Here is a 22,690-nt window from a genome sequence, read left to right as displayed (position 1 = left end):
TTTTAAAGATAAATTGGTATTATATTTATTTTTAAAAATACATTTAGAAAACACAACTTAAAAATTCGAAACAAAAAACTATTTGTACTTTCATTTACTTATATCTCATTTTTAGATTGTAGCCAATCCCTGATAAAAGTGCATGATGAATATCTCTGGTCAGAACTTTGAGCAAGTTTAAACCCAAAGTGTAATTTCTTTTTAGATGCGATATTGTTGGCTCTATTGTTTCTTGGTTTAAAAGAAATTTTCACCCGTAAAATATTGCCCGTAAGCGTTCTTAATCCAACGCTACACAACAGATTCGTCACTTTCTTCAAACATTTCTTTTAAAAGTAATATCCCCTGCTATTTTTCTAATTGGAATACAGGCTCTTGATTTGAATACAAAGCTTGAAACTCAAACTCTATTTTCTGCTAAGAAACCCCATCTGCTAATTTTACCAAAGGATGTTCAAGACTTATAAGATCTAATGTTGTAGTTTAAAATAAGTGTTGCTGTAAATTATGGTGATTACATTTTTTTTCTCATTCTCGCCACAGGAATATCTAACTGTTCACGATATTTAGCAATGGTTCTTCGGGCAATAGGATAGCCTTTTTCTTTTAATATTTCTGCCAATTGGTCGTCTGGTAGCGGCTTGTTCTTATCTTCTTCTGCAATAACTGTTTGAAGAATATTTTTAATTTCTATAGTCGAAACTTCTTCGCCTTGGTCATTTGTCATGGCTTCACTAAAAAACTCTTTAATTAGCTTTGTACCATAAGGTGTATCTACATATTTGCTATTTGCCACACGGGAAACAGTTGAAATGTCTAATCCTATCATATCGGCAATATCCTTAAGAATCATTGGTTTTAAGTTAGCCTCATCACCATCAAGAAAATACTCTTGTTGAAAATGCATGATGGCATTCATTGTAACATATAATGTTTCCTGACGTTGTTTTATGGCATCGATAAACCATTTTGCAGAATCTAATTTTTGTTTGATAAACTGAACGGCATCTTTCTGTGCGTTCGATTTGTCTTTAGAATCCTTATAGGTTTTCATCATGTCTTGATAATCTTTCGAAACATGAAGTTCGGGTGCATTTCTTCCGTTTAAGGTTAGTTCTAATTCGTCATCAATAATTTTTATAGCAAAATCAGGAACCACGTGTTCGGTTATTTTGTTGCTTCCGGTATAAGCGCCTCCTGGCTTTGGGTTTAACCTTTCAATTTCGTCGATTCCGTTTTTGAGTTGTTCTCGAGAAACTGAAAACTTTAACATCAATTTGTCATAATGCTTTTTAGTAAAAGCTTCAAACTGATCTTGAATAATATTCATCGCTAATGCAACAGATTCCGTAGGCGTTTTGTGCTTCAATTGAAGCAACAAGCACTCTTGCAAATCTCTTGCGCCTACGCCAGATGGTTCTAATTCGTGAACAATATGTAATATTTTTTCGACCGTTTTTTCATCGGTATAAATACCTTGGGTAAACGCCATATCATCTACAATATCTTGTATTGTACGTCTTATATACCCCATATCATCGATACTTCCCACAAGAAATTCTGCAATATTACGCTGATCGTCTGTTAAAATAAAGGTGTTTAGTTGATTAATTAAATCTTGATGAAAACTAACTGGTGCCGATAATGGTGATTCTCTTTCATCATCATCATCGCTATAATTATTGGCTTGTGTTTTGTAATCTGGCGTTTCGTCGTTACTTAAATACTCGTCTATATTTATGTCGCCAGAATCTATGCTATCATTGTCTTCATACTCATCGTAATCGTCATTATTATCAAACTCATCTTTTTCGTAAATTTCTTCTTGGTCATCACCGCCTTCTAATGCAGGATTTTCGTTCATTTCTTCTAACAAACGGGCTTCAAAAGCTTGGGTAGGCAATTGAATTAGCTTCATCAACTGAATTTGTTGTGGAGATAATTTTTGAGATAATTTGAAATTTAGAAACTGCTTTAACATGTGATGTTTATTTGGTTATTCGGTTATTTGTGGATTTGTGGATTTGGTCAATCGAATAAGCAAATCAACAAATAACCAAATCAACATTCAATTAAAATTCTGCATTCATTGGTGTTCTAGGAAAAGGAATTACGTCGCGAATGTTTGTCATTCCCGTTACAAAAAGAACCAAACGCTCGAAACCAAGTCCGAAACCTGAGTGTACTGCGCTTCCAAAACGGCGTGTATCTAAATACCACCATAATTCTTCTTCATCTATTCCTAATGCTTTCATTTTTTCGACAAGTACGTCAAAACGTTCTTCTCTTTGTGAGCCTCCTACGATTTCTCCAATTCCTGGAAAAAGAATATCCATGGCACGAACTGTTTTTCCGTCTTCATTCAAACGCATATAAAATGCTTTGATATTGGCTGGATAATCGAACAAAATTACAGGACATTTGAAGTGTTTTTCGACTAAATAACGTTCGTGTTCAGATTGTAAATCCGCTCCCCATTCGTTAATAATGTAATTGAATTTTTTCTTTTTATTTGGAGGACAATCTCTTAATATATCAATCGCTTCGGTATAAGACACCCGTTTGAAATTGTTTTCTAAAACAAAATTTAGTTTTTCTAGCAAAGCCATTTCACTACGTTCTGCTTGTGGTTTCGATTTTTCTTCATCCAACAAACGACTTTCTAGGAATTTAAGATCGTCTGAACATTTATCTATCGTATATTTTATGACATACTGAATAAAATCTTCGGCCAAATCCATATTATCAGTCAAATCATTAAAGGCAACTTCTGGTTCGATCATCCAAAACTCTGCCAAATGGCGAGAAGTATTCGAATTTTCGGCTCTAAATGTTGGTCCAAAAGTATATATCTGACCCAAAGCCATGGCAAAAGTTTCGCCTTCTAGCTGTCCTGAAACGGTTAGATTGGTTTCTTTACCAAAAAAGTCTTCTTTATAATTTACATTTCCGTCTTCCGTTCTTGGGGTATTGTCAAATGGCAAAGCGGTTACTTTAAACATTTCTCCAGCACCTTCGGCATCAGAACCTGTAATAATTGGCGTATTTACATATACAAAACCTTTTTCCTGAAAATAACTATGCACTGCATACGACAAAACCGAACGCACACGCATAATAGCACCAAACATATTGGTACGCACACGCAAATGCGCATTTTCACGCAAGAAATCTAAACTGGGTTTATTTTTAGGTTGTATTGGGAATTTTTCGGCATCAGAATCACCAAGAATTTCTAATTTTACAACCTGAACTTCATATTTCTGACCAGCACCTTGGCTTTCTACAAGCGCACCAGTTACCGAAACTGCTGCTCCTGTAGTAATACGTTTTAGTGTTTCATCAGCGGTATTTTCAAAATCGACCACACACTGAATATTATGAATTGTCGAGCCATCATTCAATGCAATAAACTGATTGTTTCTAAAAGTTCTTACCCAACCTTTTACATTTACTTCTTGAAGTGTTTTTGTGCTATTTAGTAAGTCTAAAATTCTTGTATGTCTCATTTTATTTTGATAATTGTAATATATAATTGCAAATATAATCGATTTGTTTGAAAATGTCAGTATTCCTCTTTGTCATTTCGACGATAGGAAAAATCTGGAGCTTTTTCCCGCACCCGAGCCTGAAAGTGCGAACTGGCGAAGCAATCTGTTCCAATCTTTTGCTTTTTAAAGAAAAAAGCAAAAGGATTTTCACTGCTATTGGGGCTAAAAAATTATGCCTAACAGGTTGAAAAAAACTATTAATTTTTATTTTTATTTTCCATAGCATCAACCTCTGCATCTGTTCGTTCTAAAATATCTATAGTAGGCTCTATAAATTCTTGCTCGTTCGACAATGTTTTGTTTAGCGAAAGGACAAGTGCTGGGAGCAAAACCAAGTTAGACAACATTCCGAAGAATAAAGTTATGGCTACCAGTCCTCCAAGGGCTACGGTTCCTCCAAAACTAGATAACATAAACACCGAAAACCCAAAAAACAAAACAATCGAAGTATAAAACATGCTAATCCCAGCATCGTTAAACGTAGCAATAACAGATTTTTTTATCTTCCAATCGTTTCGTGCGAGTTCCAATCTGTATTGGGCAAGGAAACGCAAAGTATCATCGACCGAAAGTCCGTAAGCAATCCCAAAAACTAATATGGTAGATGGTTTTAGTGGAATTCCTAAAAAACCCATTAATCCTGCTGTAAGTATTAAAGGTAATAAATTGGGAATTAATGATACAATAACCATTTTAACAGAACGAAACATAATTAAAACCAGTAATGAGGTGATAAGAAAGGCAAAAGCTAATGAGGACAGTAAATTATCTAACAAATATTGCGTTCCCTTCTGAAAAACTAAAGCTTTTCCCGTAATAATAACATTATACTGTGGCGAGGGAAATAATTTATTGGCTTTGGCTCTAATTTGGGCTTCAATAGCATTCATTTTTTCGCCGTTTTCGTCTTTAATAAAAGTTGTAATTCTGGCAAATTGTCCTGTCGAATCTACATAACTTTTCATTAAATTCTCTTTCGAGTTTTGGGTGGCCTTTTTTGCATACGACAAAATAAAAGCCTGCTCTTGTTGTGTGGGTAATTCGTAATATTCGGGGTTTCCGTTATAGTAAGCTTGTTTAGAATATTTAACTAAATTTACTATCGATAGTGGTTTTGCTAGTTCGGGAATTTCCTGAATGGTTTCTTCAAGTTCTTCCATGCGTTTTAGCATCGATAATTTCATGACGCCTTTTTTGCGTTTGGTGTCAATCATAATTTCTAATGGCATTACGCCATCAAACTCTTTTTCGAAAAATCGAATGTCATCAAAAAAAGCAGTTCTCTTGGGCATGTCTTCAATAATGCTTCCAGAAATTCTAATTTCATAAATACCTATTATCCCTAGAACAAGTAATAAAATCGAGGTGATGTAAACCCCTATTCGGTTGTACTTTACGGTTCTCAAAATCCAACCCATGAATGAAGTAAGATATTCACGTTCTAAATGCCCTAAATGCCTAGGAATTGGAGCAGGAATATAACTAAAAAATATGGGGATAATAAACAAGCACAACAAATAAAGGGCAATAATATTTATAGATGTAACTACGCCAAACTCTGTAAGCAACACATTGTTTGTTACTATAAATGTAGCAAATCCTAGGGCTGTTGTTAGGTTTGTCATGAGCGTTGCAGTTCCTGTTTTTGTAATAACACGCTGCAACGATTTGGCTTTATTACCATGAACTTGGTATTCTTGGTGGTATTTGTTTATTAAAAAAATACAATTCGGGATTCCGATAACAATAACAAGGGTTGGGACAAGTGCGGTAAGTACTGTGATTTCGTAACCTAATAATCCTAATAGTCCGAAGGACCACATTACTCCAATAATTACAATAACTAACGAGATCAGTGTTGCTCTAAATGATCTAAAAAAGAAGAAAAAAATAAGTCCTGTAATGAGTAATGCTGCGCCAATAAACAAACCAATTTCGTCAAGAATTGTTTTGGCATTTAATGTTCTAATGTATGGCATTCCTGAGGTTCTAAGATCGACACCTGTTTCTTTTTCAAAACTTTCTATTTCAGGAATGAGTTGGTTAAGTACAAAATCTTTTCTGGCTTTTGTATTAATTATTTTTTTGTCTAAATAAATAGCCGATCGTATGGCACCCGATTTTTTATTAAACAACAACCCTTCATAAAACGGTAATTTATTTAACAAATCGGATTTTATTTGGGATAAATAAGCTTGGTTTTGTGTTTTATTAGTGTCTATTAGCGGTCTAAGTTCAAACTTTTCGAGCGAGTCGTTTTTAACTAATTTCTTTAAATTACTAATAGAAATAACCAAATCTACCTCTTTATGAGATTGAATGGTAGCCATCAAATTATTCCAGGCTTTATATACTTTTGGGGTAAATAATTTTGGGTCTTTTGTTGCAATTACAACCAGATTACCTTCTTCGCCAAAGTTCTTTAGGAAAGATCTATAATCTACATTTATCTGATCATCAAACGGAATCAAATTGGCTTCGGTTTGTGTGAATTTAATGTTTTTCCATTGCATAGAAAACAGAATTGTAATGAGTACAATTCCTGATAAAAAAACAATTCTATTTCTTAGGATTACACGGGCAACAAACGCCCAGAATCCTATATTTAACATTTTTTTCATAACATTTAAAAAGAACTGCAAAGGTAATTAAAAGAGCCAAAAATTAGTTAAATAAAGCAAAGTTTTTAAGGCAATTATACGCCTATAACTTTGCTATACAGAATTGATTAAAAGTAAAATTAATGCTATATTTAATTTTACATCAAAAACATTGAAACTAAAAACTCCTGTCTAAAAAAATTGATGAAGTAAACTTGTAAGTGAACCCTATTTATACAAACTGATAACCTGCATAAACTTCTTCAACTTCACTCAGAACTTTAAATAATTCCTCAGGATCATCTAGCGTTACCAATCTTTGTTTGTATTCCTTAAATGAGTGAATTCCTTTAAAATAATTGGTGTAATGACGACGCATCTCGACAATTCCTACACGTTCGCCTTTCCAATCCATAGACCAAGTAAGGTGGTTTCTGGCGGCTTCTACCCTGTCTATAACTGTTGGGGCTGGCAAATGTTCTCCTGTGGCAAAATAATGTTTTATTTCGTTAAAAATCCAAGGATAACCTATCGCAGCACGACCTATCATCATACCATCGAGACCAAATTTGTTCTTGTATTCTAATGCTTTTTCGGGAGAATCTATATCGCCATTTCCAAAAATAGGCATTGTAATTCTTGGGTTGTTTTTTACTCTTTCTATGTGTGTCCAGTCCGAATGGCCTTTATACATTTGTGCTCTTGTTCTGGCATGAACAGTTAGTGCCTGTACGCCAATGTCTTGCAAACGTTCGGCAACTTCATCAATATTAATAGAGTTATCGTCCCAACCCAAGCGGGTTTTTACAGTCACTGGCAAATTAGTACTTCTAATAACGGCTTTGGTTAACCGAACCATGAGATCTACATCTTTTAGAACGCCTGCTCCTGCTCCTTTGCAAACTACTTTTTTTACTGGACAGCCATAATTTATATCTACCAAATCAGGGTGAACGGCATCTACAATTTTGGCTGACATGGCCATTGCTTCTTCATCACCACCAAAAATTTGAATGCCAACTGGTCGTTCGTAATCGAAAATATCTAATTTTTGTCGGCTTTTTATAGCATCACGTATTAATCCTTCGGAAGAAATAAATTCAGAATACATTAAATCGGCACCATGCAATTTGCACAATCTACGGAATGGCGGATCGCTCACGTCTTCCATAGGCGCGAGTAGTAATGGGAAATCTGGCAATATGATGTTACCTATTTTAGGCATTGTCTTTTTTTTTGCAAAGATAGAAGTTTTCTATGAGAGATAATAGACTTATTTTCAACCATGAATTACAAAAATTACCACGGATTTTCATTTGTAATCTTAAGAATTTTGTCTTTTCGACGAAGGAGAGATCAAATAATCCGAATAATTAAATGTGATTTCTCCTTCGTCGAAATGACAAACTTTGCGTAATTAGTTAATAATCATTCTTTCTTTTATCGAAAAAAGTGATTGGTTTTCTGCTCATCGGATTAAAAATAAGTGGATTTAGAATCTCTTTTGTAGTAAATTCAATTTTAGGAGTAACTCTTAATTTGGCTCTAAAATGGTCTTTCAATTCTTGCAAAAATACTTCCGATTTGTTTTTGACCGCAATTTTTATTAAAATCTCATCCGTTCCTAAATCATTAGTAGAAATTTCGATAATATGATTTTCTATGTTTTCAAAATGAGTTAAAACATCATTCATCGCTGGCGGATACAAAGTTGTTCCTTTGTATTTTATCATTTGTTGTTTTCGCCCAATTACGGGACCAACTCTTAAGGTATTTCTGCCGCAAGCACAAGGTTTATCGTGCAATTGCACAATGTCGCCAGTTTTGAAACGAACTAATGGCATGGCTTCTACGCCAATGGTAGTAAATGTTAATTCGCCAGATTCTCCGTTTTTCACGGGCTTATTATTCTCGTCTAACACTTCGATAATAATTAATTCTGGGTGATGATGCCCTCCGATTGAGTGCTCACATTCGGTAAAAGCGGTACTCATTTCGGTCGATGCGTAAGTCGAAAATAACTTAATATTCCATTTATCGGTTATTTTTTTAGATAAAACACTCATCGAAAAATCCTGATTTCGAAGCGATTCTCCAATACAAATCGCTCCTTTTATACTTGATTTATTATAATCGATATTGTTATTTTCGGCATATTCTATTAGTTTTAATAAAAACGAAGGAACCGTTATTAGGTGTGTTGGTTTGTATTTTAAAATAGAATCCCATTGCAATTCAGGAATTCCTGCCCCCACACGAATGACACCTACTTTCATTTTTCGCAAGCCTAAAAAGTATGCCAATCCCGCCATAAATCTTCGGTCTATAGTGGTCATCATTTGCACCACATCGCCTTCTTTTATTCCTGCGCAATCGAACGAAATAGCTTCGTTATAAGCCAATCTTTCTAAATCATTATCTGTTAAACCAAAAGTTACTGGCTCGCCTAATGTGCCTGAAGTTGTAGCATAATCGATTATTTTAGTAACTGGAACGCACAAAAAATCATCATTGTATTTTTGTAAATCTTCTTTTGAAGTTACCGGCAACAATTGCAAATCTTCTAGTGTTTTTATTTTACTAATATCAATAGCCGTTTTTGCAAAAAGTCTTTTGTAATAAGGTGAATTCTGATTTATGTATGCTAATAATTCTAAAAGTTTTTGCTCCTGAAAAGATTTAATTTCATCGGTTGTTGCGATTTCTATTTTTGGAATCATCTTAGTTTTCTTTCTATTTTCTTTAAATACTTCTCGATTTCTAATTTCTCGGGAAGTGTTGTAATTTCTTTTGTTAACGCTTTTACGAATTGTTCTTTTGCCAATTGATATTGTTTTTTTTGATAAAAACTTAATCCTACTTTATAATAAACAACCCAATAATTAGGATTTAAAGATTGGTAGTTTTTAATAAAATCCGAAGGTAATTCTTTTTTAGCTTTTAAAAATGCATCTGTTTTTCTGTCTTCAATTCTAAACAATTCATAGTTTATATATTGTGGTGTTTCTAAAAAAAGGTCTTTTGAAATATTTAAATTTTCTTGTTGCAGAGAAACTATTTCGCTTTTAGCATTATTTTTATTAAAAATTTTATTCAAATCATAACAAACAAATTCCCCTAGTTGATACGGATTTGCCGAAACCCAGACCAATCCTTGTTCTGGTTTAAAAATAATTCCGTGGTGTGCAATCATTTGATTTAAGGCTTTTTCGTTCCCATAACCCAAAGGCAAATTATTTAAACCTTCTTTATTTCGTAATATTTCGGAAGCTATTTTTGGGTTTATTTTTGGGTTTTCATCAAATAATTCGACCATTCTGTCATAACGATATTTAGAATGACTGTTTTTTATTTGGTCTTTATTTCTGTCATCATTTTTTAAATTTTCACTCTGAAAATGATTAGAACAAATTAATTGATCACTGTTTTCAACATCAAAAACACCAAAATTATTTGGAGAAACTTCGATTAAAACAGCTTTGTTATCATTAGCACTGCCAATCATTATCGATTCTGACACAAAAACTTGACGTTTTTTTGCAATGGCAATGGCTTGGTCAATGCTTTTAGCATATTGCAAAATTTCACGAGTAAGAATAGAAATTGGTGTTTTTGCTATGAGCGGAATTTTAGATTTTCCAGCATTTATAGTAATGGTTAAACCTTGGTTATTCATGCCAGAACAAGCGCCAATCATACCTGCCCAAGTGACCATCATAAACGGATAACCTTGTTTTGGGTTTACAAAAGCTACGATTTTATCTTTGGCAAAATCATCGCCTGCATAAAAATCGAAATTTCTGCCTAAAATTAAGCTTCCGTCTTCAGACTTATTTCCCCAGGCGGCAAATGAGGAACAGCCAACCAATGCCAAATCCTGTAATGCGTGACCAATATCATGCGAAGCGTGCAAATATAAACAACGCAAATAAGGGGAGGCAATGTTATCTAAATCATGGGTAGAATATTGCGAAATTCCGTATATCTCGGTTTTATATTCGTCGGGGATATTGAGATATAATTTTCGCCCGTACCATTTTAGAAAATTCCTAAGCACATTTTGTTTAAATTTAGAAGGCAATAATTCTTTTATTTTATCGAAAAAAATATGCTGTTGTTTGTTTAGCAAAGAATCCGTTAAACTTCCTGTTAATAAGCCTCTTTCGAGCGCATCGCCTTCAACATAAAGTTCCCAAAGATTTTGTTTGTTTTTAAGCAGGAAATTATTTCCTGTTGAAAAAAGTGTGTTAGACTGTTTTTTTACCACTGGGATTGCATTGTTATAACCTACTAATTGCGGCTTGTGATGCAATGATTTTGATGTTCCGCAAGATAAAAGCATGGAAAGAAAAAGTAATAAAATTGAATATTGAAAAAGTCTTTTCATCTTCATTTATCCTTGTGTAAATTGACTAATTTTGTCAACCAAATATTCTTTTCCTACAATTTCCGAACAAGTTACAACAGCGCCAATAGTTACCCCTAAAACACCATGCATATTAATACTTTGACCTGTAAGATATAAGTTATTTAGTTTGGTTTTTGAGGCTATAAATGTTTTCATCGGATTGTTTGAATCTTTCTCGTAACCATACATATTCCCTTTGTAGCCGCCTATATAATCACGATATGACAATGGTGTCGATGTGTGAACAGACCTGATACAATCCTTAATTCCTGGGAATTTAAGTTCTATTTCTTCTAAAAACTTTTCTGCTTTTCTGGCTTTAAACTCGTTGTAAGTTTCGCCACGGTCTTCTTTATCTGCGGTTGTATTATAAGTATGTTCCCATGCTTTTAGCTCCTCGAATTTCATGTAAGTCATAAATGTCATTCCGTCTGCCCAAATAGGGTCTTTACCAGCATTCATAGAAGCCATAAATGCTTTTGGCCAAGATTTTTGGTCATATTCGTGTGCTGTCCAAACATGATCGCTGTTTTTATAATGGTAATAATTATGGTTTTTATATTTGAAAGTTTTGGGTTTAAAAACAATATACAAACTAAAGGCCGAAATTACACCCTCTAAACTATCTATTCTATTAATATATGCTTTTCTAAATTTATCTTCACCAACCATTTTTAGGGTTGCTTTAGGATCTACATTAGATATAAAAATGGTTCCAGAGACTGATGTTCCGTCTTTCATCACAGCTCGTTTTACCTCATTTTCTTCCGATTCGAATTGTACAACTTCTTTATATTTATACACTTCGCCTCCGTGCTTTTTGAGTTGTTTTATGAGTTGTTTTGTAATTTGACTTCCGCCATTTATACAACGATAAGAACTCTGAATATAAGAATTTACAGACAAGGCATGAACATAAAAAGGAGATTTGTTGGCAATTCCAGCATACAAGAAATTAGTACCACCAAGAACGGCTCGCAATTCTTTGTTTTGGGTTACACTGTCTATAAATTGCTTGGCATTTATAGCTAAAATTTCGCTGTCATACTCGCCTTCGTGCTTCAAGTTGTACAAAGGAAATGAGTCGCAAGTTGCTACAACTTCTTTGCAATATTTTTCGATATTATTTTTTTCTTCAGGAAAAAATTTCACTAGTTGATTGGTAAAATTTTCATAGCCTTGGGCGTGAGGAAATTCTTTATTTGTGTCTTCAAAAGAAATAATATCGAAACCGTCTTCGTCCATTTTTTTGAGTTTCAAATCATCTATAATGCCTAAATATTTGAAATATTTATACAAATTCTGACCTTCACTTAATCCTCCAATATAATGAATTCCAGTATCGAAAATGGTTTTATCTCTTACAAAGGTTTGCAAATTTCCGCCAAACTGATTGTTTTTTTCTAACACACAAACGCTATACCCTTCTTTAGCTAATATTATGGCAGAAACTAATCCGCCTAAACCACTTCCTATAATTACTATGTCGTAATGCTCTTTCATTAAGATTTTTTCTTTAAAACAATCAATTGGTCGTCTTGCGATTTGATTTCAAAACCAGAATCAAAGAACGAATTTAGTAACTTAAAATTATTAATTAATACAATTGTACTGGTAATCTGAACTATTTTTTGAATATTGATATCGTTTATCGCATCTGAAATTAAAACAACATCATAATCTTGAGCCATTTTATCTTCTGATGCCAAATAGTTTATGGTTCGTTTTTTTGTCCAAAGGTTTTCTTTAGCGATACCTCTGTATAACTCATTTGCGAGATAACTATCTGTTTTTCTTTGCGCTTCTTGCAAAGTTAACAATACATCGAGTTGACCAAAATCATTAGCTAAATGAAGTATTTTCGCTTTTTTATGAATATACTTATTTAGGTTGAAATAGCAAAGTAAATTACTTTTCAAATCTACTTTAACAATATTTATAATTTCCGTTTCTTTATAAGCAAAACTGAGTAAAATAATTTTTTCGAAATAATTTTTATTCTCAATTTCGCAACGCAATTGTTGAAATTCTTGTTTAAAAAAAGTACCTATTTTTTTTGTTCTTTCTGTATAATTACCCAAAAAAACAGAGTTTTTTGGTGTAATCCTTTCTAAAATTTTAACCGTAATCGAGCCGTCATAAATAATAAAATCGTTTTTGGGAAGCGTTTCTGAATTTCCATGAATAAGTATTGGAATAATATCTAGATTAAAATGTTCGGCAATATAAAAAGCGCCTTTATGAAAACGCTTGATCACATTACTTTCAGACCTTGTGCCTTCTGGAAAAATAACTATCGAATATCCCTCATCAATTTTTGGACGCAAATGCTCTAAACCACCATCGATACCTTCGGAAACTGGATAAAAACCAGCGGCTTTTACTGCACCACCAAAAACAGGCGAATGATAAACCCAATCGCTTACTAAATATATGATTTTTGGACTTAACATTCCAACACACAAAATATCTAAAAACGAAGTGTGATTGGCAATAATTACAGCAGGTTTGTCAAATTTTTCGTTTTGAATATTACTGATTTTTTTAATTACAAAAGGATTGGTATAAAGCACCGATTTCATGAATTTTGACATCACATATCGGAAATATTTCATTTTAACTTCAGTTTTAAATGGTAATATTTTTAGAATCGTAACACTAAAAACAGACATCAGAAAACCACCAAAACCATAGTAAAAAAAAGAAAGAATGCCGTGAATAAACGAACGTAATTCGAACGGTTGCTTGCCTTTTTTGGTTCTATTGGTTACAAAAAAAGCAAAAACCAAAGGCTGAATGACAAACGTAATAATTAAGGCTGAAAATATTCCGATAATTCCGATTAATGCGATAGATTTTAGTGCAGGATGTTTGGCAAAAATTAAAACCCCAATTCCTAAAATAGTCGTAGCAACTGATAATAATATTGACGTTTTATAAGTTGGTAATTCGGTTTTTCCAAAAGTGTGTTCTTTTTGCAAAGCCATAGTCATAAAAATACTATAATCGACTCCTATTCCGAAAATGAGGGTACAAACAATAATATTAATCACATTAAATTGGATCTCGAAAATTCCCATAATTCCTGTCGTAAAAATCCAACTTATTAGTATTGGGATAATGCTTACAATAGCCAATTCTAGTCTTCTAAAAGCAATAAAAAGAACTAAAAATATAATCATAAAAGAATAATTTTCGAGATTTTGAAAATTAGATTTTAATGTATTTAAAAATACTTCATTTGTCTCTTGCCTATCAATTACAACAGTATTTGGTTGTTTTTTTATGCCCGTTACAAATGAATTTCTTTTGTCGTTTGGTACTTTTACCAAAGTAGAAACGGTATAAAAACCTCTCTTATTAGCAACAAATTCATCTAAAAAGAAAGACTTTACTTTTGCGTATTCTTGAAACGAAATTGCAGAGAAATTTTGATTTAAAGTTTCATAAAAAGCAGAAAAAGTATTTTCTTTAAACCCATATTTATTCCCATTAGAAATTAAATTATTTTTAAGATTCGATTTTTTTTCTGAAGACCAAAAATTATTCCATTCCTGAATTTTCTGCTTCTGAATTTTTGCAGAAAAAACAATACCACCAACAGAACTGAAATTAAGAATTTTTGCTGCTTTTTTGTCTTTTTCTAACACAGAAAACAACTTATTGTTGCTCTCTAAAACAACATCGTAATCTTTGCCATGTGTAACCACATAAATAGATTTTGTTCCTTCTTCATTCGCAATGTTTTCTAAATATTTTTGGGTCTTTTTTAACTCTGGTGTCATAAAATTAAGTGATGACAAATCATTATTGAAAGTAACTTTAGAATATGTGAAAAGCGAAATAATAAATAAAATAAAAACTGAAATTATTAAAAATTTATTTTTATGATAGGAATATGCTCCTAATTTATCGATGAGATTTAACTTTTGAACCGCAATTTCATTTTTTGTTTTGTACAAAAGCGGAATGAGAATCAATGAAAAAAACGAAGTGGCAACAACACTTAAAGCCGCAAAAATTGCCAAATCCTGCAAAGCTTCCGATTTGATAAAGAACAAGCACAAAAAGGTAATTCCTGTTGTAATTCCGCAGAGCATTAATGGTTTTGAAATATCTTTATACAACAGTTTAATATCCTTTTTATTGCGCAGATGCGTTAAGACATAAATAGAATAATCTGTCGTTTCCCCTAATAAAATAGAACTAATTCCGAGTGAAATTGCCGAAACTGTTCCTTTAAAAAAGTATAAAACCGCTAAGGCAAAAATGGCTCCGAAAATAGAAGGAATAAAAATGAGTATTGGTGTTGCAATATTTCTGTAAAAAAAAGCCAAAATGAGAATCAAAGTTACTGTTGCAAAAATGGAAGTTTTTTGCACATCGTCCTTTATTTGTGTAGCATTTGCAACGGCAACTGGTGTAGCTCCAAAATAATTCATGACTACTTTATTTCCTAATTTAGCATTTAAATTGGTTTTTATTTTTTCTAATTCATCAATAAACAAAGTGTTTTTATTGGTTTCATTTGCTGGAAGTTTTGTGGTTATAAACAACAATAAATTCTTCTTGTCTTTCGTTAAAACAAAACCATTTTGCAATTCGAAATCACCGCCAATACTTAATTGTTGTAATTTTTTTAGCGCAATAAAAGATATTCCTAGCGGATCTTGCAATATAAAATCTTTAGTAACCATTCCTGTGGGAGAAACTAAGGATTTGTAATTGGCTTCGACAACTTTTGAAATACTATCGTTATTTATTTTGTTTTGAATGGTTGCATAATCGCTTTTATCTAAAAAAAGAGGCAAATGAGCATACACAAAATTGAAGGTTTCTTGTATGTTTTCTTCGTCTATTTTTCCTTTAATTTTAGCTATATAAGGTTTACATTTAGTCTCTAAATTATTAATAAACTCATTGGCATATTTTGTTAAATCATCAGGAGAACCATTGTTGTTACTTTTAATAACAATCGTGATTTTATCGGCAAAATTAACTTGTTCTAATACTTTTGATGTAACTCCAGATCGATCATTTGAAGGTATGAGTTGCGTAATATTTTCTTGAAAAGAAATTCTTGAAGCAAAAAAACAAAAAAACAAAAGCAACGCAATTACCATTGCTGAAAACAGTAATTTATTTTTATTTGCAAATGAATTAAGATTAAAAAAGAAGTTTTGCATGCTTTATTTTTTGCTTTTAGACGCACTAAAAATAGTTAATAAAAAATAACCAAAAAGACCAAAAATGATTGACATTATGGTTGCCAAAACAAAGCTTCCTATGAGATACTGAGTAACATTGCTTTCAACATCGGCAAGCGTCATCGAAGTATCCAACAATAAAGGTTTCCCTGTCCTGACAAAATAACTACCCGTTTTTAGAGAACCATAAATTATAAAAGGAATAAAAATGGGGAAACTAACATTCGAGAAAGCAAACGCAATGAGTTTATTGAGTTTAAAAAAAATAGCTAAAAAGAGTACAATAATGGTCTGAAATCCCCAAAATGGTGCTACTCCTATAAAAACACCCAAGGTTATAGATAATGATTTTTTCAGATTGCTGTCATCATGATGAAGTATATTTTCTAGAACAAATTTCTTAATTCCTTTTTTTTTTAAACTCAAAAAAAAACGGATGGGTTTGATATAAAAAATGGCGATTGCTACTAAAACTGTATTTAAAATACTAATTCGAGTAAAATCTCTAAATGGCCTGAAATGTGAAACTCTTTCGGTTGGGTCATATAAAACCTGAATGGGTATGTTTTTTACAGCAATTCCTTTCCAAGCAGTACGCACTATTACTTCTATTTCGAACTCGAATTTATTTGTAAAATAGTTTTTAGGAATTTTTTGTAAAGGATACAATCTATAACCAGATTGTGTATCTTCTAGTTTGGTTCCCGTTTCGAACCAAAACCAAAAATTAGAAAATTTGTTCCCAAAACTACTTTTTTTAGGCACATTTTCTTGTGTCATATTTCGGCTCCCTATAAGTAAAGCTTCGCCATTTGCATTAATTTCATCAATAAAAGAAGGAATATCTGAAGCAAAATGTTGCCCATCGGAATCGATAGTTATCGCATAATCAAAATTAAGTTCTAATGCTTTTCTGAAACCATTTTGCAAAGCAATTCCTTTTCCAGCATTTTTTGAATGATGAATTTGGGTAAGATTTGAATACTTTTTTAAAATTTCGGCGGTCGAATCGGTCGAACCATCATTTATAATAATCACATTAGTAGTATATTCTAAAACTGAATCTAGAACCCGAGTTAATGTTTTGTGATTATTATACGTGGGTACAATAACACAATAATTTAATGATTTTATTGAATTTATATCTGAAATAGAATGGTTCATTAACTGCAATTACTACTATTTTATAGTCAGCTTTTCATCGGAAGAAAAACTTTTAGATTGCTTCACAAAGCTTTTTATATATTCTTTTGTAGCATTTGTTTGTTCTTTATAGTGCGCTAAAATAAACGCAACATCTTCTTTTGTGTTTTTATTATATTTTACAATTTTAGGTGTATTTTCCTGAATACTTAATCTGATTAATCTGATTTCTATATTGTTCGGATCGCTTGCAATAGCAAATTCGACTAATTTTGCTCCTTCTTTGAAGGTTTTAACTTTATTTGAAATTTTCTTTTCAAATTTTGAAAAAATAGTAATCGAAGCACCTTTGTAAGCTACTAAGGTTTTATTACTTTCGCTTGTAATATCTGAAAGTTTTGAGGCAAATTCTTTCGATGTAATTTCAGAATTTGCGGCATTCGGATACAACCTTCTAATCTCAGAAACCTCTAAATTATTGAAAGAAATTAGAATACAGAAAATAGAAATTAGAAGTTTCATCTTTATACTTTTTTATAAACGCTACTTAATTTTAAAGCCACCGTTTGGTTAAAGTAAGTTGTGTTTTTTACTTTAACCAAACCATCGTCAGTTACTGTAATATCTAATTCTAATCGTAATTCTGGTGTTACCTCTGGATTTATTAATGCCATAAATTTAACGTTTGTTAGACTCTGCATTATCAGCAAACGTTCAGTTATTTGCTCTGTAATTTCTTTAATAATTTGCATCATACAAACCCCTGGCATGATAGGATTACCAGGAAAATGTCCTTTAAAAACTTCGTGGTTTTCATTAACCAAAATGATAGCCAAATATTTTTGGCTATCATTTTTTTCTAACGAAATTACTTTATAAAAATCTTTTAAAAGCATATGTTTTATTTTATATCAAAGGTATAAGTTGCGCCAAGAGAAAACACAACATTAGTGTGATCTGCCCTACTATTACTGTAGTACCCAACACCATTATAATTATTACTTTTGTATGCAGGAACAATACCTTTTTTAATTCTTGCTTCGATACCAAAGTTTTTTGTAATGTCATAACCTGCACCTAATTGAAATGTTAAATCAACATCATTTTCAACATGAAAATTTTTATCTACTACAAAATCTAATGATGGCCCAAGAAGAACATTAAATTTGTTGAAAGTAAACTTATTTATCACTGCAATAGATAAATATGACGCATTTAGTTTTGTGTCTCTAGAAATATTATTTCTGTCAATATAATTTATTGTAGATCCTTGATTAGAATAATCTATCTCTGGTTGTAATGTGTAATATTTCGTAAGATGCAAAGCGCCATAAAAGCCTAGATAAAAATCGGTTTTTGAACTAAACTTATCTACATTAATATTTGTAGATGAGTCGTTATAATAATCTCCTTTTGTGAAATGAGCAAAATTTAACCCGCCACGCAATCCTGGCTTAAATGTAACTTGTGCTTCTGCTTGTACAACTCCCAATAAAGCAATAATGGCAACAATAAATAGCTTTTTCATTTTTAGTGTTTTAAATAATTTAATTCTATTTTTAGCTTAATATTATCATGTTGAATAACAATACTTTCCGCAAAAGTATTATTTTCTGAAGTAAAATTAATATTAATTTTCTTTTTTCTTTTATTTGAGTATATAATTTTTAGGAGTTTTTCTTCTAATTTTGATACAAAAAGGTAATTAATTCGAGCTTCTGCTTCAGATTTATATACTTTATTTTCTGCGTCTTCAAATTGTTCTTTTATTAAAAACTGTTTTTTTAGCAACAACCTAAAATCAGTTTTTAAGGTATTAATTAATATTTTTCTATTCAATTCATCAACAATCGAATTTACTTTAAAATCAGTTTCAGAAATTTCGAAATCTAATAATTTATTTCCAAATTCGGTCGTAAAAACAACCCTATGTGTGGTTTCATTTATTTTTTTGGCGATAAAAATCCCAGACAAATTATTGTCATAAACCGAAATGTTTGCCTTATACACATAATCTATTTCTGAATTGGCAAAATACGGAACATTATAAACTGTTTTTTCTACAACTACTGGCTTCAATGCTTTTTCGAGCTTATTTGTAGCACAAGAAGTAACTAAGAACAGTATGCTAATTAAAAATAAAATTGTCGATTTTTGCATTTAATACTTTATTTTTCAATACTATACGTGTATAATCTTCTGATGATTCTAGCAATTTTACCTGAATTACCGTTGCATCATCTTTATCGAAAGTTAACTCAATTTGCTTGATATATTTTTTCAGCGCAGCATCTTTTGGGATAAACTTCGTGATATTGTTAATTTTGTTTTTAAAATAAGAAATAGAAAATGCCGCATCGTCAAACATATCGCCACTTACACTACCCACAATGAGTTTGTTTATTTTGGCAAAAATTTTGCTGCTACTTACATCCATCGCACTTTTTTTGCCTTCGTCGTTTATAAAAATTTTTCCGTTTTTAAAAACAATACTGTAATTATACGGCTTTTTGTATTGCCACTGCAACATATTTGGCTCTTTAAACGCCATTTTTCCTGAAGTTTCTATATCTTTCGATAAAAAATCTAGGTGCTTGTATTGCACAAAATCTGTACTTAGCGATTTTATTTTTGTAGCCACTTCTTTGACTGTTTTTTTGAAAGAAATAATTTCGGTATCATTCATTTTTTGCTCTTGAGCTAGTAGTAAAGAATGGCAAAAACATAAAATTAATGCGATTATAGCTGTTTTAATCTTCATAAGCTTTAATTTCTAAAAGTTGTTCTAACGAAATAACTTTGTATTTATTTTCTTCAACAAACTGCAATAATTGTTCCAATGCGTTAACGGATTGCAAAGAAGTATCGTGCAAAAGTACAATTCCGCCAGGAGAAATTAGTTTTTTTATCCTGCTAAAAACCAGTTTTTCGTTTTTAATAACACCATCTAGGGAACGAACATTCCAGCCAATAACGTGGTGTTTTGTTACTTGTAATGCTTTTTTTATTGATGGATTTGTAACTCCAAATGGCGGACGAAATAAAATAGTTTTTTTGCCCGAAATTTTTTTAATCAAAGCATCAGTTTGTACGATTTCTTCTACTAATTTGTCTTTTCTATAAAAATCGAAAAGACGAGAATGATTGTAGGAATGGTTGCCAACAATATGCCCTTCTGAAATAATCTGTTTTATAATTTCTGGATGTTTTTCTGCGTTCTTGCCGATACAAAAAAAAGTCGCTTTTGCATTGTGTTTTTTCAAAACATCTAAAACCAACAATGTCATTTCGTGTGGCCCGTCATCAAATGTTAAAGCTATATTTTTTCCTTTTTCTAACGGATTATTACAATAGGCTTGCAAGTGAAAACCAAGTTGAATAAACGAAGAACCAACAACCAAAATTACAAATCTAATTGCAAAAAGAATTAGGAAAAACCACCAATGCACCGTTACAAAAAAACTAAAGAGTAATAGTAAGGCAAAAAGTGTAAGAAAAACAATATTTGTATTTCGGTAATTTAACATTTTGAAATTAAAGTAAAACTATGATCGATTCCTTTGTATTGGTTGTATAAAAGTATGGTTTTATAGTCCGTTTTTTCTAAATGATTTACTTTTAGGATTTCAGGTATTTGCTGTGTTTTTATAATTTTCGCACCAACCCACAATCCAAAAGCAGAAGCGGTATTGTATTCGCCACACAAGTGTTTGTAATAAATTTGTTGTGTGTTTTCAAAAGTGTTTAATGAAAGTGTTTTGTAATAACCATCTGTTTCTACATCGCCATTGTAACCTAAAACTAAGGCATCAATATCAGAAATTTGCAAACTATTTGATTTCAGGAAATCAAATATTTTTGTTTCAACTTCCTCTATATGAAGTTTGTTGATGATTTCAACATCTAAAACCTCAACATAGGAATTGTCGTGTTTTTTATCTTCTAGAACAAAAAAAGTAGCACCCTCGCTATGTACAACTCCTTTTGTAGTTGAATTTAGCACTTTATACGGACTCTCATTGTCTTGTTTGATGAATCCAGCCAACTTAAAAAGTGATGCCGTATAATCGTTCATCTCATCTATTGCTCCAATTAAAATTGAAGAAGCTTCGTTTTCATCAAACTGTAATTTTGCGTCTAAAAGTGCCGATTCGAAAGAAACCGAACCGTTTACATACGTAAAATTATAGGCTTTGCATTGCAATCCCAAAGCAATTTGAGAACCTACTGTATTATGAGTAGATTGAATAAAAGAAGTGGGGGTTAAAAACTCTTCATTATTATCTATTAATGCTCTTAGAAATTTATCAGAATCGTCTATGCAACCCATTCCTGTTCCTGTAATAATAGCGTCAAAGGTTTCAGTATTTGCTTCTCTCATGGCTAATGCAGATGCTACAATGCCATTTTTTACTCCTTTTGCCATTCTTCGAATGGCTGTTGGGGAAATAAAATCTTTGTAAACAGGAATTTCTAATGGTAAAACATTAGTGATTTCATTTATTGTTGCTTCTTCCAAAAAAATTGTGTCGAACGTTTTTTGCGCCGAAATACAACCTACACCATTTATATATGTCTTTCTCATTCGCTTTTTGAAAAAATTATGGTCGAACAATTTCCGCCAAATCCAAAAGAATTGGACAAAACGTGTTCGATGTTTTTATGTTTTAAAATGGTTTGCGGCATCATATTAAACTCTTCCATAGGAGTTTTGAAATTCAAATTAGGGAAAACCACATTGTTTTGAATTGCCAGAACGCTATAAACAGCTTCGATTGCTGCTGCTGCTGCTAATGTGTGACCTGTAAATGGTTTTGTGGAGCTAAAATCGGGAATATTATTCTCGCCAAAAACTCTAACTATGGCTCTCCCTTCAGATAAATCATTGTTAGGCGTTGCCGTTCCGTGTACATTAATATAATTTATTTGTGCTGGTTTTAGTCCCGAAACTTGAAACGCTTTTTCCATGGCTAGAAAGGCACCCTCTCCGTTTTCGGAAGAAGCAGTTTGATGAAAAGCATCGTTTGCATTTGCATAACCAGAGACTCTTGCCAATACTTTTTTGTTTTGTTTTGCGACCATTTCGTCCGATTCTAATACTAAAAAAGCGGCTGCTTCACCTAAGTTTAATCCTTTACGATCATTATCGAATGGCATATTATATCCGTCCGATAAAATCATTAAGGTTTTAAATCCGTTGATGGTAAATTTTGCCAAAGCATCGGTTCCGCCTACAATTACTCGGTCTAGTTTTCCAGATTTTATTAATCTTGCACCTAGCATAATGGCATTTGCTGCCGATGAACACGCCGTACTGATCGTGGTTACCATTCCGTTTAAGCCTAATTCATTGGCTATTTTTTGAGCCACATCGCCACCATCATGACAACTAATATATTTGATGGTTTCTGGCTTTTCGAAATAATCGTAATAATATCTTTCGGTCATGTCCATGCCGCCCACGCTTGTTGCCGAAATTAATCCCGTTTTATATTCGTTTATCGAAGTAATTCCTGCATTTGCAACGGCTTGTTTGGCTGCAATGGCACCAATCATAGCGGTACGTGAGAAATTATTATCGGTAGAAAGTTTTAATTCATCCGCTAACTCTTGGTTGGTTTTCTTGATTTCGCCTACTTTTCTCAAATTAGCATGCACTGTCGAAATATTTTCGATGGTGGTAATTGCCGTTTTGTTATTTAGTAATGAAGCATAATTTTCTTCAACCGAATTCCCGATTGCAGATATTATTCCCATCCCTGTGATTGCAACTCCTTTCAT

At 32.2% G+C, this 22,690-nt stretch carries 17 protein-coding genes; all 17 read right to left on the bottom strand.

What is annotated here, in order from left to right:
* Window positions 1-514: 514 nt before the first annotated feature.
* The gene (rpoN, locus tag B0A57_RS07195) at window positions 515-1,981 is read right to left on the bottom strand and encodes an RNA polymerase factor sigma-54 (protein WP_011964339.1); all 1,467 of its coding nucleotides are present in this window, start codon (window positions 1,979-1,981) and stop codon (window positions 515-517) included.
* A 91-nt stretch (window positions 1,982-2,072) separates the two neighbouring features.
* Window positions 2,073-3,509 (bottom strand): asparagine--tRNA ligase, encoded by a 1,437-nt coding sequence (gene asnS, locus B0A57_RS07190; RefSeq protein WP_034099396.1) that lies wholly within the window; start codon window positions 3,507-3,509, stop codon window positions 2,073-2,075.
* 239 nt (window positions 3,510-3,748) lie between these two features.
* The gene (locus B0A57_RS07180; protein ID WP_034099400.1) at window positions 3,749-6,172 is read right to left on the bottom strand and encodes an efflux RND transporter permease subunit; all 2,424 of its coding nucleotides are present in this window, start codon (window positions 6,170-6,172) and stop codon (window positions 3,749-3,751) included.
* A gap of 211 nt (window positions 6,173-6,383) precedes the next feature.
* Window positions 6,384-7,376 (bottom strand): tRNA dihydrouridine synthase DusB, encoded by a 993-nt coding sequence (gene dusB / locus B0A57_RS07175; RefSeq protein WP_011964342.1) that lies wholly within the window; start codon window positions 7,374-7,376, stop codon window positions 6,384-6,386.
* A gap of 196 nt (window positions 7,377-7,572) precedes the next feature.
* Window positions 7,573-8,871 carry a phenylacetate--CoA ligase gene (locus tag B0A57_RS07170; RefSeq protein ID WP_011964343.1) on the bottom strand — a complete coding sequence of 433 codons (1,299 nt, stop codon included), beginning with the start codon at window positions 8,869-8,871 and terminating at the stop codon, window positions 7,573-7,575.
* Window positions 8,868-10,538, bottom strand: a complete 1,671-nt coding sequence (locus B0A57_RS07165) for an acyl-CoA--6-aminopenicillanic acid acyl-transferase (protein WP_034099425.1) — start codon at window positions 10,536-10,538, stop codon at window positions 8,868-8,870. The genes B0A57_RS07170 and B0A57_RS07165 overlap by 4 nt, the downstream gene beginning before the upstream one ends.
* A 6-nt stretch (window positions 10,539-10,544) precedes the next feature.
* Window positions 10,545-12,062 carry a phytoene desaturase family protein gene (locus B0A57_RS07160; protein ID WP_034099402.1) on the bottom strand — a complete coding sequence of 506 codons (1,518 nt, stop codon included), beginning with the start codon at window positions 12,060-12,062 and terminating at the stop codon, window positions 10,545-10,547.
* A complete protein-coding gene (locus B0A57_RS07155; protein ID WP_034099404.1) occupies window positions 12,062-15,745 on the bottom strand; it encodes a 1-acyl-sn-glycerol-3-phosphate acyltransferase in 3,684 nt (1,227 codons plus the stop codon). The genes B0A57_RS07160 and B0A57_RS07155 overlap by 1 nt, the downstream gene beginning before the upstream one ends.
* A gap of 3 nt (window positions 15,746-15,748) precedes the next feature.
* On the bottom strand, window positions 15,749-16,930 hold the full coding sequence (locus tag B0A57_RS07150) for a DUF2062 domain-containing protein (protein ID WP_034099406.1): 1,182 nt from the start codon (window positions 16,928-16,930) through the stop codon (window positions 15,749-15,751).
* Between the two features lie 15 nt (window positions 16,931-16,945).
* Window positions 16,946-17,431, bottom strand: a complete 486-nt coding sequence (locus tag B0A57_RS07145) for a hypothetical protein (RefSeq protein WP_011964348.1) — start codon at window positions 17,429-17,431, stop codon at window positions 16,946-16,948.
* Window positions 17,432-17,433: 2 nt separating this feature from the next.
* Window positions 17,434-17,805 (bottom strand): 3-hydroxyacyl-ACP dehydratase FabZ family protein, encoded by a 372-nt coding sequence (locus B0A57_RS07140; RefSeq protein WP_034099409.1) that lies wholly within the window; start codon window positions 17,803-17,805, stop codon window positions 17,434-17,436.
* Window positions 17,806-17,810: 5 nt separating this feature from the next.
* Window positions 17,811-18,437 (bottom strand): outer membrane beta-barrel protein, encoded by a 627-nt coding sequence (locus tag B0A57_RS07135; protein ID WP_034099411.1) that lies wholly within the window; start codon window positions 18,435-18,437, stop codon window positions 17,811-17,813.
* Window positions 18,438-18,439: 2 nt separating this feature from the next.
* A complete protein-coding gene (locus tag B0A57_RS07130; RefSeq protein WP_034099413.1) occupies window positions 18,440-19,069 on the bottom strand; it encodes a hypothetical protein in 630 nt (209 codons plus the stop codon).
* The gene (locus B0A57_RS07125; protein WP_011964352.1) at window positions 19,038-19,670 is read right to left on the bottom strand and encodes an outer membrane lipoprotein carrier protein LolA; all 633 of its coding nucleotides are present in this window, start codon (window positions 19,668-19,670) and stop codon (window positions 19,038-19,040) included. Before B0A57_RS07125 ends, B0A57_RS07130 begins: the two co-directional genes overlap by 32 nt.
* A complete protein-coding gene (locus B0A57_RS07120) occupies window positions 19,660-20,436 on the bottom strand; it encodes a polysaccharide deacetylase family protein (RefSeq protein WP_034099415.1) in 777 nt (258 codons plus the stop codon). Before B0A57_RS07120 ends, B0A57_RS07125 begins: the two co-directional genes overlap by 11 nt.
* Window positions 20,430-21,494, bottom strand: coding sequence for a beta-ketoacyl synthase chain length factor (locus tag B0A57_RS07115; RefSeq protein WP_034099417.1), 1,065 nt, complete (start codon window positions 21,492-21,494; stop codon window positions 20,430-20,432). Before B0A57_RS07115 ends, B0A57_RS07120 begins: the two co-directional genes overlap by 7 nt.
* Window positions 21,491-22,690, bottom strand: a complete 1,200-nt coding sequence (locus B0A57_RS07110) for a beta-ketoacyl-[acyl-carrier-protein] synthase family protein (RefSeq protein ID WP_162472652.1) — start codon at window positions 22,688-22,690, stop codon at window positions 21,491-21,493. Before B0A57_RS07110 ends, B0A57_RS07115 begins: the two co-directional genes overlap by 4 nt.

The sequence above is a fragment of the Flavobacterium psychrophilum DSM 3660 = ATCC 49418 genome (assembly GCF_002217405.1).
GTDB lineage: Bacteria > Bacteroidota > Bacteroidia > Flavobacteriales > Flavobacteriaceae > Flavobacterium > Flavobacterium psychrophilum.
This window is presented reverse-complemented; position numbering and strand designations above follow the sequence as displayed.